The following is a 16,248-nucleotide window of genomic DNA, read 5'->3' as shown; positions in this document are numbered from 1 at the left end:
TGAATCAGATACGGCGCGAGAAGACGATAGATGCCAGCGTCAATCGCAAACAGAAGATGGCCACCATGAGCGAAGAAGTGCTGGACTTAATCGTGAATGCTTAAAAAACGTTCACGCTCTTGCCCTGCACTGGACGCCCCTGTTCTCTGGCTTTGTTTCGCCAATTATAAAGCGTTTGTTCGCCAATTCCTTCCGTTCGTGCGATTTCGGCAATGGTCATGTTTAACGGCGGCATCATTTTACTGAGTATGGTTTGTTCACGTTCTTCTGAATAGCGTGGCACAATAAAGCCTTAACGCCCCAACTGGTTAATTTTTAAGTAGTGTCAACTATCCTGCCAGAGGGGGCAACAGCCCCGCCGACACCGAGTCAATGGTGAGGGAGGGGCTGAGATTCAATTCAATAATTAGAATAGCTTCGACTATATTGGTCTTTGGATTGTATCCTCGAGAAGGATTTCGGGATCATACTCTCCACTATTAAACTCAGCTTTAACGGTCACCGCTCCCGGTGCGGGCGCTGTTGAGATTAAAACTTGCTTTCCATCATCAGTTGTTAACAAAAGTCCACATTCTGCGGAAACATCATCTTCCTCATTAACTAACTTAGCTACTTGCGAAAATACAATTGGCTCTAGAGCACAGAAATTAAACTTATCACGGCTATCCAATTCACTTTCATCCACAATATTTAATTTCAGGTAACCATACTCTTGCCACCCTCCTGAACCAGAAGTGGAAACATCTGACGAGCAGCATAGAACATCAGTGCGGTCTTCAAAAAACATCCTCAAAGACCATGTACAGGTCAAGTTCTGGCTTTTTGGTATTTCGAAGCCGATCAACTTGGAGCACAGGATAAATTGAGCAATTTTATCCATACTAGATTCCCCAGTGTATATCGGTAGATTTTTCATATAATCATCCAACGTCTAATTACTTCTTGTCATAGTGTAAGGTTTCATGAGGTTTATCCCCTTTTGCAGGTATATCAATACTCGATCCACCTTCACTATTATTGGGCCGCCCAAATATACCATTTTCTCCTACTTGACTACCGGTAGGAGCTGAATCTCCTACCTCAGCAGGGCGTGTTCCACCAGTGAGAGTTTCCAAATCAGTTTCATAATCTCCTGTTCCACCGTTCTCTGGAGTTAATGGGCCAGAAGTATGGCGTTTACCACTTTTATTTGTGCCGGCTTTTGGCGAGCTTTGATCTCCAACGAGTCCATCGGGCACATCAGGTACACTTGACTCGTTCATCATCGGTTTAACTATATCATTAGCAATTCCTGCTCCAATTGCAGCCCCGGTTACTCCTGCAACCCATTTACCAGCGGTAACCAAAGCTGCTTGTCCGGGGGGAGTAGCAAACCATGCTAGGACAACCGGAATTCTGCCGTCAGGGTCCGTGTACTTATACGGGTTGTTATTTGCATACGCATAGCGATTAAAACCTTGAATATTCCCTTGACTCAAATGCCCTAAAGTTCCAACCGGATCATTCGAGTAAAAACGCCCAATCACTGGATCATAGTATCGTGCCTGCATATAACTCAGCCCTAAGTCATTATCGTACTTATGGCCGGTATAGCCGATGTCGTAGCTTGGCGTCTCGTAAGTGTCGCCAAAAGGCTTATAGTGGCGGCGACTTTGCACTGTGCCTGTGCCGTTGGTTCTGGCCACCGGACTGCCCAGCATATCCGAATGGACAAAGGTGGTCACGCCCTGACTGTCCTCGGCAATGAGTTTGCTGCCAAGGTAAATGTAGTTCGTTTGCACGCCGTTTTCTTCACTAAACAGCAGTTGCCCTGACTGGCTGTAAAGATAGTAACGGCTGTCACCGTTGCCCGCCACCTTTACGCGGCGGTTGTGGCCGTCGTAGGTGTAGCTATTGCCAAGCGCTGAGGTCATCTGGTTGGCCAGGTTGTAACTCATGCCAACATGGCTGTTGTGGGTGATATTGCCCCGCGCGTCGTAATTAAAATAGCCATAACTTTTTGCCGCAGCGCCTGAGGAGCTGACGCTGGTTAAACGGTTCAGCGTAATGTTGTAGTTGTAATTAAGCTTGCGGTTGTGCGTCACCAGCTGCGTGATGTTACCCAGCGCATCATAGTCAACCGAAGCATTTCCCGCCTTACTATTGCCGGAGATACCGGTGAGCCGGTCCAGACCGTCATAGCTTAACGCGTTCAGATGATAGCCGCTGTCGGTGCCATCTAATATCTGCGTGATGTTGGCATGGTTATCGTACGCATAATCAAACCATGCTATTCGATTGTTGCCTTTCATATCGGATAGGTGCACCGGTAAGTTGGTTGCACTATCGAGTACGCTTTGATGCGTCACACCATTACCATAGATAAAGCTTTTCACGCCACCCGATGGATGAAAGTCAATGCCACTGGCATAGCTCTGACCGCTTCTTGCGACCTGAGTCGGCTCACCAAACGCGTTGGGTGAGAGCTGCACTATATGCTGTGTAGCCGGATACACCACCGCGCTTGGCGCAAGGTCACTGTTATAACGGTAATCAATCGTTAACGACCCGCTGCGTCCTGGCACGGTCAGAGTTTCGCTTTCTAATACCCGTTGGTTGTTATACACATAATTTTGCACCACACTGCCTGCGGCCAGTTGCACCAAGTTCCCCACGTTATCCAGCGCATAGGTAACATCCGGCGTACTATCGGGGTAGTTGACCGTCTTTAAGCTACCAAGGTTGTCGTAGGCTCTGTCAACGGCATGAGCGGGTTTTGCGCCACTACAACTGCTGACATTGCCCTGCGCTTGCCATTGCAGCTCACCTACTAAATTGTACTTAAACTGCACATTGCCAGTGTCATTACGCCCCACAAAACACAGGTTGTTATGGCTGTCATACACCCGTGACTCGGTTTGTGACAGGCCACCGCCATGCTGGGTAATGGCTGTTACATTGGCAAAGGTGTCGTACACCTGCTCGGTCACGACGCCCTCTGGCGATTCGATGCGTGTCGGGTATTGATATAAAGGCGCCGCAAACGCCCGGTAAGTGGTGACTGTTGCAAAGCCTCTGGGATTCACCTGTTGAACTTTATTTCCTGCAAGGTAATTGAGGTAAGTGGTGCCTAAGCCCGAGGTAGTAACCGACGTTTTGCGTTTTAGCGGCCCATAGGTGGAATGGGTGCCGCGATTTTCATTGCTGTTCGCGCTGACAAATGATTCAAATGTAGTTTGATTATTCGCATCATAGGTAAACAACTGATAGCGGCTTTCGCCGTCCCCACTTAGCTGACGCTTTACTAAGCGATAAAGCGCATCATAGGTTTCAGTGGTAGTCAGGGATGTCACACCGCTGCAGCCGGTCATGGTGCTGTTCAGAACGCACTTTTGTGCCGTTCTTACCAGTCCACCTGGACTCGGATAGCTATAGGTAAACAAAGTATCGTTCCAGTTACCGTAGGTATAGTCGGTATCGTGTGCCAGATTGACCGCACGCACCAAGCCCATAGGGTTATAGGCATACTCGGTGCGCACACCATTAAAATCCGTGGTCGCGACCACCCAGCCATTGTCATCGACCTCTTTGGTCATCGACATGGTGCCGCTTAAATACCGCTGTGGCACAGTGACCGTTTGTGCGTGACCGCGCTTATAGTTATTAAAACTGACACGCCGCTTGCTGCCCGATGTGTCCAAATGCAAATCCACATCTTTGATTTGCCCGCGGGCGCCGGTCACGCTCTGGTAACTCGGATACGACTTGCGTATCGTGCCGAAATACTTTTCCTCTTTAAGCTGAAAACGGTACGCCGTATTGCTGTGCAAGGCATCGTAATAGACGTTTTCTGACAAGCGTTGATATGCCCCACCGTTGAGACTCACATCCACTGTCGTGGGCTGGTTCAGCACCCACGCGCCACTATGATGCGAAAAGCCAAGCTGAATTTGCCGGGTACCACCGGGCCCATACTGGCTTATCTGCTGAGCTTTTTCATAGTTATTAAACTGACTGAATGCTTCTTTGTAAGACGTGGGCGTGGCCCCGTCGACTAACACGAGCTCCTTATCCAGTAGCCGCATGTGCTTACTTGCAGAGACCGCCTGGTCAAAATAAATCTGGCCGTCAAATTCCGGCGGCAACGGGTAGACAATATACTCTTCAATACCATGCACCCATTGGCGTGTACTGCCATAATCAATCGGGCTCACGCTATAGTTGTACCGGGTGTAGCTCACCAGGTTAAAGTTAGCGTCATAGGTTGCCGCGTACAGCTGTTTACCGTTTTGGTAGCCATAGCGACGGTCGGCAACAGACAACTGATAGTTGCCGTCCGGGTTTGTGATAAGTGTTGCACTCACATCGACCAAGTCTTCACTGATGAAGCTTAAATCCGCCTCAGCCGGCAATCCGGGGAGGTTAAAGCTAATATCGTACGGTGACGATTCACCATAGTAGTAGCCTAAATTTTGGTTATAGGAATAGTCCCACTCGTACAGTGCTCCATCAGGTAAGCCGAGGCGCTTGTGTGAGAGCGAATACTGCTGATGGGTCTTCGGTAACGCGTACGTTTGATACGGACCTCCCTGACCGAAACGATTAAAGTTTTGCAGCTTCGGTACTGCAGCCTGTCCCACACAACGCCCTTCTACTGCAAACGCTGCAGACGCACCACCTGGATGGGTCATGCTCACGTAATCACCGCTACCTCCAGGGTCACACTCGGCCGGTTGGAAGGGAGTAATTTGTGCGTGACGTCCAATAAACAATGAATGCCAGAATCGGGTCGTTGTGCCATTGTCGGGGTAGTCGAACAGCCATTGGCGGCTGTCGGGTAATGTGACTCCTGTTAAGAGGTACATGTCAGATTCGCTGGAGGTGTTGGGTGACTGGTAGCTGTAGGTCCACGTCCGGTTATTTGCCCTAACGCTACTGATCCATCTCTCACCCGTACCGCTGTACTGGATCGTAATCTCCCGGCCATCAGAGGCATAAATCCTGATTAAATTGCCGTACGTATCGTAGTCGTATTTCACCCAGTTACCGAACCTGTCTTTCACTTCGGTGACTTGCATAAAAACGTTCACCACTGACATCGCCAGCTTTAGATCAGGTGTATTATCACCAAGCTCAGGATAGGAACATTGTTGCGAGCAGGGGATCTCTTCGGAAGCTAAATACGTTTTTTTGAACGACTCGATGGTTTTTAATTCAGAAAAGATATAGGCCGTACCGTCAGGCAACGTTACTTGAAAGGCATCGACACCGTTTATATCAAGGCAATCGATTTTCCATTGATTCACCGTCTTTTTGGTAGTACCGTCCTGCAGGATCTGTTCACTGCCAACGCCAGGAACAGAGATGGTGTCACCTTGCCAGTAGTCTTCTTTTTTCAGCTCAAAACCAGCGCCATCAATGTATTTATAAAAATCCGGATTGCTGTTGAGCGGTGCTGAGCAAGCTTCGCCACGCACCCACGCTGGCGGCAACGAACCTTGAGTATGAGAAAAGCTACCGTCCATATTCGTGACATACCGTGAACGAATATGTGGAATGGCCAAACTCCAGTTACCTAACTCGCGGGTCGCCCGCGGCCAACTGCCGGCGTCAAGCAACTCACGCTTTACGGCAACTTCTAAACCAAAGTTACCGGGAAGACTTACATCCGTTTGCGTCCAGGAAGTAGCGCCTGTCGCAGGATCGGTTTGATCCCCCATTAACTCAGTGGTGAGCGAGGGAACATTCGTTTGAACATTATGAATTTCGTTAAAGTTGTACGTAAACGTTTTGGGCGGTAAGTAGTTCTCGGTACTACTGCCATCGCCAGGATCTGGCGATATAGGCTCCATGGATTGCATGGCAAAAGCCACGCCCTGAAAAGGCAAGAATATCAGGACGGTTAGAAAAAAATAAACGCTTTTAACACGTTGAAACGTCGAAAAAAGATTCTTGCTGCGCGCAAGCCTGACTTCCTTGTTAAACATACTGTCCCTATGATTTTTTTAGATTGAATTTGCGTCAGATGGCATGTGTATTCCACGTTACTACGCCATACATCGTTTGTATAGACTTAATGTTGCACTTGTTTAAATTATTATTCAAACCGGCAGGACTACGGTTTCGGGTATGCGGGCATACCCGAAAGATGAGAGCCATGGCAGACCCGAGTCAGTCCTATCGACTGCACCATCTGCCATACAATTAATGTAGGCAACCGATCAATTGCTTCACTGCTCGGTATTGCCACATATCGCTTTTTGGGGGGTTACTTCTTTTCCAGGCGGGCGAGCAGGCTTGAGGTGTCCCAGCGGCCGCCGCCCATTTGCTGAACTTCAGCGTAAAACTGATCGACCAGCGCTGTCAGCGGCATGCTTAAGCCGTTACGGTCGGCTTCTGCCAGCGCAAATTTCAGATCTTTACGCATCCAGTCAACTGCGAAGCCATGTTCATAATGACCTTGCCACATGGTTTGATAACGGTTCTGCATTTGCCATGAGCCCGCCGCGCCCTGACTGATGGCACGGATCAGGGTATCCGCGTCTAGACCCACTTTACGGGCCAGCTGTAACCCTTCTGCCAGGCCTTGCACCACGCCGGCAATACAGATCTGATTCACCATTTTCGCCAGTTGACCATGTCCGGCCGGACCCATGTACTCGCGGGTTTTGCAGTAGCAGGCGAGAACGTCCTGGGCATCATTAAACGCTTCTTCATCACCACCTATCATGGCGGTCAAAACACCGTTTTGTGCGCCTTGCTGGCCACCCGACACAGGTGCATCGAGAAATACCGCAATGCGGTTATGCACTTCCTCAGCAAGCTCGCGCGCAAGCTCGGCCGAGGCGGTAGTATGGTCAATCACAATGGTGTTTTCCGCAATGCTCGCCAGTAAACCGTCGTCACCATAAAAGACACTACGCACGTCGTCATCATTACCGACACAAACCAATACCACGTCGGCGCCAGCAGCTACCTCACGTGGCGTTTCCGCGAGCTTACCACCGTGTTCTTCCACCCACTGCTCTGCTTTTTCCTGGGTGCGGTTGTAAACGGTGGTGGCGTAGCCTTTGGCCTGCAGATGTCCTGCCATGGGATAGCCCATGACGCCAAGTCCAATAAATGCACATTTCATAAAAGAACTCCTGTCGCTGCTTGCTGCTTTCTAGTTGTTATTAATTTTTAATTTTCAGGACAATAAACACGCAGTCCCTGCGGAACGACGGTTACTTCCGCCGGACCATAGTGGCCTGTGGTATCGCCATCAAGCTCTATAAGATTCTGACTGTCACCTAAAGTAAAACTCGGTGCTTCATGAAACGCAAGTTTGCGGCTGCGCTGTGGCTGTTTGCGAAGCATCCAGAACAGTGCGCCTAATTGCCGGAAGCGAGAGATGCGCGGCACCTGCAAAATGCCCAGTACTTCGGTGTCCAGCTGTGCCTTTGGATAGACCTTAATGCCGCCGCCAATATCGCTGTTGACCGCGGCAACCTGAAACTCCCAGTGCTGACCCTTGTCGTCGATAATCCGGCAGCGCTTTGCCGGACGCACCAGCAAATAACGTAGCAAAGCCCACAGATAAGAATAGCGCGCTAAATAGCGCCGCGAACGCTTGCTTTGTAGCCGTTGCATGGCAACACTGATGCCGCAACCGGCGTGATTAATAAAATAACGGCCTGAAACGGTGCCGACGGAGCGGCACAACATGCGCATGCCCTGAGGGTGCTGCAAACGCCAGCGCCAGTCACTGATGCCAAGTGCGCGAGCAAAGTCGTTGCCTGTGCCACTTGGCACGGCAGTGATGGCAATCTTACGCGTCACACAAACTTGCGCAGCAATACTGATACTGCCGTCGCCGCCAATGACCACCAGCTCAGCCTCAGTGTCTGCTTGCAAAGCATCAGCCCAGCTCGCCAGTCGCGCTTCGTCAAGATGCCGTTCTGAAGTGCTTTCAATGACCGTTAATGCAGCAACTGACTGCTGCTGAAAAAACGCGTGGTAGGCATCGCGACGTTGCGCAAAGTCCTCAGCAAGTGTGCTGACGTATAGCGCCACCGATTTAGTCTGCATGCTTGATCTGCCAGTGCTGATAACGTCCGAGGGCGGCGAACGGCGCTTGCTGGTTGTATTGCAGCTCCAGCCGCAGCAGTTGCTCAAAATGCGCCTCGCCATCTTCGGGGTTACGCAGATAATCATGAAAACAGCGCACCCCGGTACGCTGGCAGACCTGCAATTGATGCTGCTTCAGCCACTTTTCCATCGCCGCTGGAGCGATGGGCTGTTGCGGGCTCATCCGCACCCGTTTTTTAACTTTCAGATCGGCTTCCACGTAATCAAAATTACCAAATACCATGTTCGCCATTAATTTAGCGTCGCGGTTATAAAACATCAGCGACAAGGTGCCCTGTGGTGCCAAGAACTGCTTCAGCAATGGCAAGGCATCTTCAGGCTCGGCCAGCCACTCAAGTACGGCATGACAGAGCACCACATCGAATTGTTGCCCGTCGAGGTGCTCTGGTAGCTCCTGTAACGCAGCAGTTAGGTAGCGATAATTCGCTGCCAGTCCTTGCTGCTGATGCCGCTGCTGCGCCGCAGCTACCATATCGGGGGCGATATCGGTATGCGTCACCTGATGCCCGTTGCGGGCAAAAAACTCGGAGAACTGTCCTATTCCGCCGCCGACATCCAGCACTCGCAGGGGCCTTGCCTGATGAGTTGACTGGTCAGTTGACCGCTCAAATAAGGGCGCAAGATCGCGGGCCAAAACCGCCAAGCGAATTTTGCCTTTGCCGGTCGCGTAGATGTTTTTGGCAAACTTTGTCGTTAAACCGGTAAAACTTTGATCGCGCTTTTTGCTCGTCACCGCTACTCACTCACGCTGGATTATCAATATCGATAAATTCATGTTCAACGCCAAACTGCTCGGCCAGATGCTCACCGAGCGCTTTAATGCCGTAGCGTTCGGTAGCATGATGCCCGGCGGCAAAGAAGGCAATGCCCTGCTCGCGCGCACTGTGAATGGTCTGTTCGGACACTTCACCGGTAATAAAGGCGTCACAACCGGCGGCCGCTGCAGCGTCAATAAAACCTTGTCCACCACCCGTGCACCAGGCGATATTGCGTAGTGGCTGATCGTCGTGAATGGCACAGAAAAGTTTACGCCCCAGTTTGGCTTCGAGGCTTTGCGCCATTGCACTGGCACTTTCGGAATGCGACAACTCACTGCACATCACCACCCCTTCGGGCTCCACACTCAGCAGCGGAGAGGGATCAGGCCAGTCCATCAAGCGTGCCAGCTGGGCGTTGTTTCCCAGGCGACGATGCACATCAAGCGGTAAGTGGAAAGCAAACAAATTGACATCATGCTGTAAAAGTAACTGCAAACGCCGTTTTTTCATGCCTTGTACAACCTGCGGCTCGCCTTTCCAGAAGTAACCGTGGTGGACCAATATGGCATCGGCTTCATTGTCAATCGCGCGCTCCAACAGCTCCTGACAAGCCGTCACGCCGGTGACAATCTTGTGAATATGTTCGCGACCTTCCACCTGTAAACCGTTGGGGCAATAATCTTTTATGCGATCGACAGCCAGAAAATCATTAAGGTACGTCTGTAATTCGACTCTCTTCACGACCTTAACTCCTTATTGTTAGGCATTTGCGCCGAAAATTAGACATAGTGCGCAAAAAGCGGTATAAAAATGGAGAACTTTTACTCAATATGCAAAGGATTATTCCATGAGCAAACTTGATAAAGACCAAGTCATTGCCGATTTTACCGCAGCCTATGAAAAGGCTCACGGTAAAAAACCCACCATCGATGCGAAAAGCGGTTGGTATAGTGTAGATGGTGGCAAAAATATGCGCCTGGCACAACTTGCTGAAGAAGCCGAAGTTTTAAAAGGCACCACGAAAGCGCCGGCAGCGGAACTGACGCAACCGTCAAAATCGACCAAGTCGAATCGTGACCGCGCGGCGAAACGACCGGGGGCCTCGAAAGCTCCGGTGAAAACGTCGAGCACCGGCAAAGGCCTGACCGCACGCGACTTATGGCGCAAGAAACTGGAAGATGGCAATACCGTTTCTCGCCTGCCACGCGGCTCATCACAGTAGCCATAGTGCTGGCCACATAAAAAAAGCAGCTCAACTGAGCTGCTTTTTTTTTAACTTTCTGTCAGGCTTATTTTTTGCCGATATAAAGCGTGATCTCGCCGACATTAAAGCCATATTTATACATATGAGTCCGGTTAATCATGTTCTCTTCATCAACCAGGTACAGCCAGTCATCGAGTTTCACTGAGAATGGCTCGCCGTCAAGTTCAAGATTCAGCACGTAGCTCCAGTTCAACACGTTTCCCGCGACCTTACCTTCAGCGACACCTTCAACGTCATCGGCCCGCCCCTCATAACGATCGGGTCCGGTTTTGGTTAAATACCAGACGCGCTTTTCGGTACGTCCGTCGGCGTAATAAAAGGTTTCATCCAGCACGCCCTCGTTGCCGTCCCAGCTGCCGACAAGCTCAGCGCGAAACCGTTGAATCACCTCACCACTGTAATCCTGAACCATGCCATAGGCGACCAGTTCGCCATTAAAAAATTCTTCCAGCTTCAGGTGTGGTTGCACGTTCTTATAGGTGTCAAGCGAGGTTGAGCAGCCCACCAGAAAGCTGACGATCAGCGCGACAAAGACGAGTTGCAATCGTTTCATCATGAAGCTCCTATCAGTTCGTTGCGTTCAGCGCGAAAGCGCGAGTCGGGGCTTAACCAAATGGCCAAAAAGTCATCGGTAAACTCTGCCGACGGAATAACCCCCAGCTTCTTATCTGCATTATAAAACTCACTGTGTCCCTCGGGCGTCTCTACCAACATCAGACAATCACCGTTGCTGACATCGGGCCACATTTCATTAAGCTCACTGAGCCACTGCTCGTGCTGCTCCGACATGCGAATATCAAGGCGTTGCCATTCCTCGCGGGTTGTTTCGACCAGCTCTGACGCCTCAATATCGCGCAGGTAGCTTAGCCGTAGCGCCCGGCGTTGGTAATTTTCGTAATTGCCACTGTCGGTAAAAAGCTCGGCGTCGTAAACATCCCAGAACCAAACACTGAGTCGCGTCTCACCGACTTTTTCCAGCTCCGCCGCAGCTTTGGGCGAACAATTCGCATACACCGCAGGTACCAGCAGTGACACTGCTATCAGCACTAATTTAAGCATGTTCATATTGCACCTCTTTGTCGCGCTCCATTAACCAGGCAAAAACTGCCATGTATGAGGCCCACAACAAGCCGTAGGTCAACCACATCACCCATTCGCTGACCAGCAGTTCGGCCGCACCCAAACGCACGCCAATAGCGTAGGTCAATGGGCCAGATCCCAGCCCTATTAAGCCCGCAATAACATAACGCCCTGCCAACCAGTCGAGGGTCGTGGTGACCATGGCAGCAAAACCAAGCCACAAGCCAATCAGCCACAGCGGCAACCAGCCGCCGGTAAAATCCAGAATAGCGCTGGCAGCAACGAAGCTTTCCAGCACCAGGCCCATGGCCAGCAACTTGCCAAAAAGCAACCAGGAAAAGCCCGGTCGTTTGCTGCTGATATAAATTTGTACCAGAATCATCGGCACCGCGAGCCAAAGCCAGTCGTTACGCCCCGCCACCGTACAAAACCAAACCAGATCAAACCATAGCAAGCCGATGATGCGGCGCAGGTTTTGTTTCGCTAACCAGTTCGAAATGCTTAACGACATGCCGGTTTCGTTGCCACCAGTTGCACTGCTGAAACACTGCGTTCTAAAAAGCCGCCTTCGCAATAACAAAGATAGAAGTTCCAAAGGCGGCCGAAGCGCTCATCGTAGCCGTGTTTCTGCAGTTGTGGATGTGCCGCGTTAAAGCGGTGACGCCAGTCACTAAGCGTACGCGCGTAATCAAAGCCGATATCATCGACCTTGCGCACCACCATATCGGTATGCTTGGTAAACATTTGGGTAATCATGGTCAGTGACGGCAAAAATCCACCCGGAAAAATATGCTGCTGAATGAAATCGACCGAGTTGGCATAGCTTTTCATACGCTGATCAGCAATGGTGATTGCCTGTAATGCAAATTTGCCTTCAGGTTTCAGTAACTTGCTGCAGGTTTTGAAATAAGTTGCCATGTACTGACGCCCCACGGCCTCAATCATTTCAACCGAAATAAGTTTGTCGTACTGTCCTTCAAGGTCACGGTAATCTTGTTTAAGAACGGTAATTTTATCGCTCAGTCCTGCGGCTTCCACCGCTTCCTGAGCGTGTTTAAACTGCTCAGTCGAAATCGTGGTCGTGGTGACCCGACAGCCATAGCGCTGCGCCGCATAAATGGCCAGTCCGCCCCAACCGGTACCAATTTCCAGCAAGTGGTCGTGCTCACTCAGCTCCAGGCTGTCACACAGCCGCTGCAATTTATACAACTGAGCAGTGGCTAGGTCGGCGTCCTGACTCGGATACACAGCGCTCGAGTACTGCATGGCCGGATCCAAAAACGCCTCGTAGAGATCATTGCCCAGATCATAGTGGGCCGATATATTCTCTTTTGCCTGCTGCTTATGGTTACGCCGACGCCAATGCTGAAACTTCTGCCAGGGCAGCAGTAACCAGCTAAAACGCGCCTCAAAGGCATCCAGGGCTGGCAGGTTACGCGCAAAAAGCCGAATAACCTTCGTTAAGTCAGGCGTGTCCCACGACTTATCAATGTAGGTTTCGCCTGAGGCAATACTGCCGCCGAATAAGAGCCGACGGTAAAAGCTGGGATGCAGAACATCGATTTCGGCTTTCAGATCACTGTGTTCGTGGCCAAAATGCCCGACCACCTCGCCCTGCTCACGCAGCGTTACATAACCCTCTTCAAGCTCTTTCAACAGTCGAAGCACCGCATGGCGAGCCCATTTTTCCGTGGTGCTAGCCTGTTGCATCGTCATCAGTGCAGATTCTGTATTCATCGTGTCCTCAAAACTCTTGGTTTATTGTGGATGATCGTAAATCGGTGTTCGTTTTAACCACAATCGTAAGGCTTGCCAGTAAATAGCCGCGACTGTGGTTAACGTATTTACCGGATATCTTAGTAATACGCGCCGAATCGCCGCTCGGTTCAATTCCTGACGTTCAAGTTTCATGGTGGCGGTAAAATGTCGCTTGCCCTTACCGGCTGACAGATGGATGGCGCTGTGGTGACCCACCTGTTGCTGCGGCGGCGTGATCTGCCATTCATAACGCATATCCATCGGATTAAATGGCGATACATGAAATGCTTTGTCGTGCGCCATTGGCTGGTTTAAATCAAGCAAATAATAATGCCGCTCGTTCCATGGCGTATTACTTACTTCGGCCAGCATGTAGCTGTAATCGTCAGCGCCTGCCGGTTTTAGAAAATAGCAATTGATAGGACTGAAATAGAGGCCAAAGGTACGCAGATTACCAAGAAAGAAAATCCGGCCGGCAAGTTCACGGCCAGCCAGCTCACTCATTTTTGTCCGCACGGCAGTGGCAAGATCGCCCTTAGTGCCGCGTAAATAATCCTGGCGACGGAACCACAGCGGTGCAAAGCCGCGCGTCGACAACAAGCGGCTTTGCTTTGTAATCTTCGGCAACTCGTCGAGGGCCAGCCACCACTGCGCGGTAGGATAATCAAAAGCGTGTTGGGTGGGGCGCAAGCGGCGATGATAAACCCGCCCGCGCAATATTGCGCTACTCAACATGCCAACTGACTCCAAGGCGGCGAATGACATCTATTGCACTGCGCACACCGTCCTCGTGAAAACCGTTGTACCAGTACGCGCCACAAAAATGCGTATGCTGCTGGCCGCAGATTTCCGCACGTCGCCCGCGCAACTGCATCGATGCCAGACTGTAGACCGGGTGCGCGTAAGTAAAGCGCCGTAAAATACGATCCGGCTGAATCGCATCGGTGTTGTTAAGCGTCACGCAAAAGGTTTCTGGTGCTTCAATGCCCTGCAGAATATTCATGTTATAGGTCACTGAACTGGGGCGTTGCCGGGCTTTCTCGCCCTGGTGTAACAGGTAATTCCAACTGGCCCAGGCACGGCGCTCGCGCGGTAACAAGCGTATATCAGTATGCAGAACAACCTCGTTGTCCTGGTAAGGAATGCCACCGAGAATCTCCTTCTCGCGCGCTGAAGGCGACGCCAGCAACTTTAATGCCTGATCGCTGTGACAGGCAAGAATCACTTCATCGAAGTCACGCAGCTCACCGTCGGCAAACTCCAGTGTTACCGCGCCTTTACGGCCAACCAGCTGGCGGTGCACGGCACGAATGTTGCTATTAAGATGAATGGCGTCGCCTAAGTGGCCGACCAACGGCTCGATATAGGCCGAGGAGCCGCCTTTTATGGTCGCCCATTGGGGACGGTCAGCGACATTCAGCAAACCGTGGTTTTCAAAGAAGCGTAAGAAAAAGTCGAGTGGAAAGTCCGCCGCATCGTCAATACTAGCTGACCAAATTGCGGCAACCATCGGTAGCAGGTAATAGTCGGCGACCTGTTGCGGTAAGTCCTGCTCTTCCAGGAATTCGCCCAAGGTCTGGTTCATGCGGGTATCCAATTGCGCATGCGCTGCTTTGGCCCGCTTATTGAATTGCAAAATACCGTTAAGCAGCCGGTAGAACGATGGCTTAAACAGGTTCTTACGTTGCGCGAACAAGGTATTCAGTGAGTGCCCGTTGTACTCCAGGCCGCTCGCCGGGTCGCGCACGCTGAAGCTCATTTCGGTATCACGCCATGCGACCCCTATCTTGCGCATCAACGCGCGAAAATGCGGATAGGTACGATCATTAAAAACGATAAAACCGGTGTCGACCTGATAGGTCTTACCCTGCAACCCGACATCGACGGTACAGGTGTGGCCACCTAAATAATCATTAACTTCAAACAGTTCAACATCATGTTGTTCACTTAGCAAATGGGCACATGTCATCCCTGCTATACCACTACCTACAACTGCTATTTTCATTTAAGTTCCTTGCTGAACAACCTAGGTTAAACGGCGTGACAACGCCACCTGCCAACTTTGCGGCAGCCGTGAGGCAAAGTGAAGAAACCAGCCAAAACTGCGCGGGAAGGTAATATCAATCTTGTTCTTCTCAATTCCCTTACGAATGGCTTTTGAGGCAAACTCAACGGAAACCTGCATGGGCATATCAAAATCGTTTTGTTCCGTCATCGGCGTATCCACAAAGCCCGGTGATACGTGCAAAACGTTGATGCCCCGATCAGCCAAATCGACCTGCAGGCTGCGGGTAATATAATGAATCGCGGCTTTCGAGCCACCGTAGGCTTCGGCGCGGGTAAAAGGTAATAAGCGCGCAGTGCTACCGACAATTACCAGCTTTGAGCCCTCGCGCAGGTTTGGTAAAAGCGCTTCGACGCAGCGCATGGTACCCACGACGTTCACGTTGAATACCCGGACAAACATGTCGGCCTCAAAGTTATTCACATCCAGGTATTCACAGACGCCAGCATTTAAAATCGCAACATCAACGTCCGTGTAGGCACGTAAACTTTGCCAGGTTGCCTCACTGTCGGTGATATCCAGTTTTTGCCCGGCTATCTGCTCCGGATAGGTCTCTTCCAATTGCTTTAACGCGTCTTCGTTACGGCCGCAGGCCACCACATGGTGGCCGGCACGGGCATAATCCTGCGCCAGTTGTTTACCAATACCAGAGGTTCCGCCGGTGATAAGTATTTTCATGATGGCACCATTCTGTCCTTCACTTTACCGATGACATAACCAAGCAAACTTATATGTTCGTAGAGCATTGCGCCGAGGTCATAGTAATCACGCTGCATAATGATTTTGTCATCTTTAAACTCAATATGACTGACCCCCGGCAACACAATCTCCTGTCCGTTGGCTAGTTTTGGATGTTGCAAACGCATCTGCCAGTCAATAAAAAGGTGATTACCGTTTTCAGCATAATGACTGAACGCAAAATGGCATTGCTCTACACCATCCATCGTATGCTTAAAGTAATTTTTAAGAGCATCCAGACCGCAGAGCTGATGCAATGGGTCAATAAAGGTGACGTTCTCGTCATATAACTCTTCAAGCTTGTCGACCTTAACCTCACTGAATTCGTCGTAATATTTCAGTAAGCGTTTTATCACCTCAGGCTTGTCTTCTTCCGCGGCCAGCTCTTCGGTACGATCTCTTGGTTCGCGCATCTGCTCGTCGTTTTCTTTTTTCTTATCAGCCATGTCTATCACCTCCTTTCCAAGCTTCATTAA

Annotated in this window: 15 protein-coding genes and 1 pseudogene; 1 reads left to right on the top strand and 15 read right to left on the bottom strand. The window is 50.7% G+C overall.

All coding sequences use genetic code 11. The features are described 5' to 3' along the window. Nucleotides 1–112 precede the first annotated feature (112 nt). The 7 genes and pseudogenes from CWI71_RS05340 to CWI71_RS05310 all read right to left on the bottom strand — a co-directional run. Nucleotides 113–283, bottom strand: a pseudogene (locus CWI71_RS05340) (transposase); the annotation flags it as partial. 138 nt (nt 284–421) lie between these two features. Further along, nucleotides 422–880 (bottom strand): hypothetical protein, encoded by a 459-nt coding sequence (locus CWI71_RS05335; RefSeq protein WP_126754233.1) that lies wholly within the window; start codon nt 878–880, stop codon nt 422–424. 55 nt (nt 881–935) lie between these two features. After that, nucleotides 936–5,699, bottom strand: a complete 4,764-nt coding sequence (locus CWI71_RS05330) for an RHS repeat domain-containing protein (protein WP_198678731.1) — start codon at nt 5,697–5,699, stop codon at nt 936–938. 548 nt (nt 5,700–6,247) lie between these two features. Next, a complete protein-coding gene (locus CWI71_RS05325) occupies nt 6,248–7,114 on the bottom strand; it encodes an NAD(P)-dependent oxidoreductase (protein ID WP_126754231.1) in 867 nt (288 codons plus the stop codon). 47 nt (nt 7,115–7,161) lie between these two features. Next, the gene (locus tag CWI71_RS05320) at nt 7,162–8,049 is read right to left on the bottom strand and encodes a diacylglycerol/lipid kinase family protein (protein ID WP_157981067.1); all 888 of its coding nucleotides are present in this window, start codon (nt 8,047–8,049) and stop codon (nt 7,162–7,164) included. Further along, on the bottom strand, nt 8,039–8,842 hold the full coding sequence (locus CWI71_RS05315; protein ID WP_126754229.1) for a methyltransferase domain-containing protein: 804 nt from the start codon (nt 8,840–8,842) through the stop codon (nt 8,039–8,041). The genes CWI71_RS05320 and CWI71_RS05315 overlap by 11 nt, the downstream gene beginning before the upstream one ends. A 10-nt stretch (nt 8,843–8,852) precedes the next feature. Continuing rightward, complete coding sequence (locus CWI71_RS05310; RefSeq protein WP_126754228.1) at nt 8,853–9,608, bottom strand: Nif3-like dinuclear metal center hexameric protein; 756 nt, start codon at nt 9,606–9,608, stop codon at nt 8,853–8,855. A gap of 106 nt (nt 9,609–9,714) precedes the next feature. On the opposite strand from CWI71_RS05310, the gene CWI71_RS05305 reads away from it, so the two are divergent. Further along, nucleotides 9,715–10,089 carry a hypothetical protein gene (locus CWI71_RS05305; RefSeq protein WP_126754227.1) on the top strand — a complete coding sequence of 125 codons (375 nt, stop codon included), beginning with the start codon at nt 9,715–9,717 and terminating at the stop codon, nt 10,087–10,089. 67 nt (nt 10,090–10,156) lie between these two features. Here CWI71_RS05305 and CWI71_RS05300 read toward each other — a convergent pair whose 3' ends face one another. The 8 genes from CWI71_RS05300 to CWI71_RS05265 are packed head-to-tail and all read right to left on the bottom strand — an operon-like array spanning nt 10,157 to nt 16,218. Next, complete coding sequence (locus CWI71_RS05300; protein ID WP_241967633.1) at nt 10,157–10,687, bottom strand: DUF3833 domain-containing protein; 531 nt, start codon at nt 10,685–10,687, stop codon at nt 10,157–10,159. After that, nucleotides 10,684–11,196 carry a chalcone isomerase family protein gene (locus CWI71_RS05295; RefSeq protein WP_241967632.1) on the bottom strand — a complete coding sequence of 171 codons (513 nt, stop codon included), beginning with the start codon at nt 11,194–11,196 and terminating at the stop codon, nt 10,684–10,686. Before CWI71_RS05295 ends, CWI71_RS05300 begins: the two co-directional genes overlap by 4 nt. Then, the gene (locus CWI71_RS05290; protein ID WP_126754226.1) at nt 11,183–11,722 is read right to left on the bottom strand and encodes a DUF2878 domain-containing protein; all 540 of its coding nucleotides are present in this window, start codon (nt 11,720–11,722) and stop codon (nt 11,183–11,185) included. The genes CWI71_RS05295 and CWI71_RS05290 overlap by 14 nt, the downstream gene beginning before the upstream one ends. Further along, nucleotides 11,713–12,948 carry an SAM-dependent methyltransferase gene (locus tag CWI71_RS05285; protein WP_126754225.1) on the bottom strand — a complete coding sequence of 412 codons (1,236 nt, stop codon included), beginning with the start codon at nt 12,946–12,948 and terminating at the stop codon, nt 11,713–11,715. Before CWI71_RS05285 ends, CWI71_RS05290 begins: the two co-directional genes overlap by 10 nt. A 21-nt stretch (nt 12,949–12,969) precedes the next feature. Continuing rightward, a complete protein-coding gene (locus CWI71_RS05280; RefSeq protein WP_241967631.1) occupies nt 12,970–13,704 on the bottom strand; it encodes a DUF1365 domain-containing protein in 735 nt (244 codons plus the stop codon). Continuing rightward, complete coding sequence (locus tag CWI71_RS05275; protein ID WP_126754224.1) at nt 13,694–14,974, bottom strand: NAD(P)/FAD-dependent oxidoreductase; 1,281 nt, start codon at nt 14,972–14,974, stop codon at nt 13,694–13,696. Before CWI71_RS05275 ends, CWI71_RS05280 begins: the two co-directional genes overlap by 11 nt. Before the next feature lie 21 nt (nt 14,975–14,995). Next, entirely contained in the window at nt 14,996–15,712 is a 717-nt protein-coding gene (locus tag CWI71_RS05270; RefSeq protein ID WP_126754223.1) for an SDR family NAD(P)-dependent oxidoreductase, read from the bottom strand. Further along, nucleotides 15,709–16,218, bottom strand: coding sequence for a nuclear transport factor 2 family protein (locus CWI71_RS05265; RefSeq protein ID WP_241967630.1), 510 nt, complete (start codon nt 16,216–16,218; stop codon nt 15,709–15,711). The genes CWI71_RS05270 and CWI71_RS05265 overlap by 4 nt, the downstream gene beginning before the upstream one ends. Between the last annotated feature and the right edge of the window lie 30 nt (nt 16,219–16,248).

The sequence above is a fragment of the Pseudidiomarina insulisalsae genome (assembly GCF_003987065.1).
Classification (GTDB): Bacteria; Pseudomonadota; Gammaproteobacteria; order Enterobacterales; family Alteromonadaceae; genus Pseudidiomarina; species Pseudidiomarina insulisalsae.
This window is presented reverse-complemented; position numbering and strand designations above follow the sequence as displayed.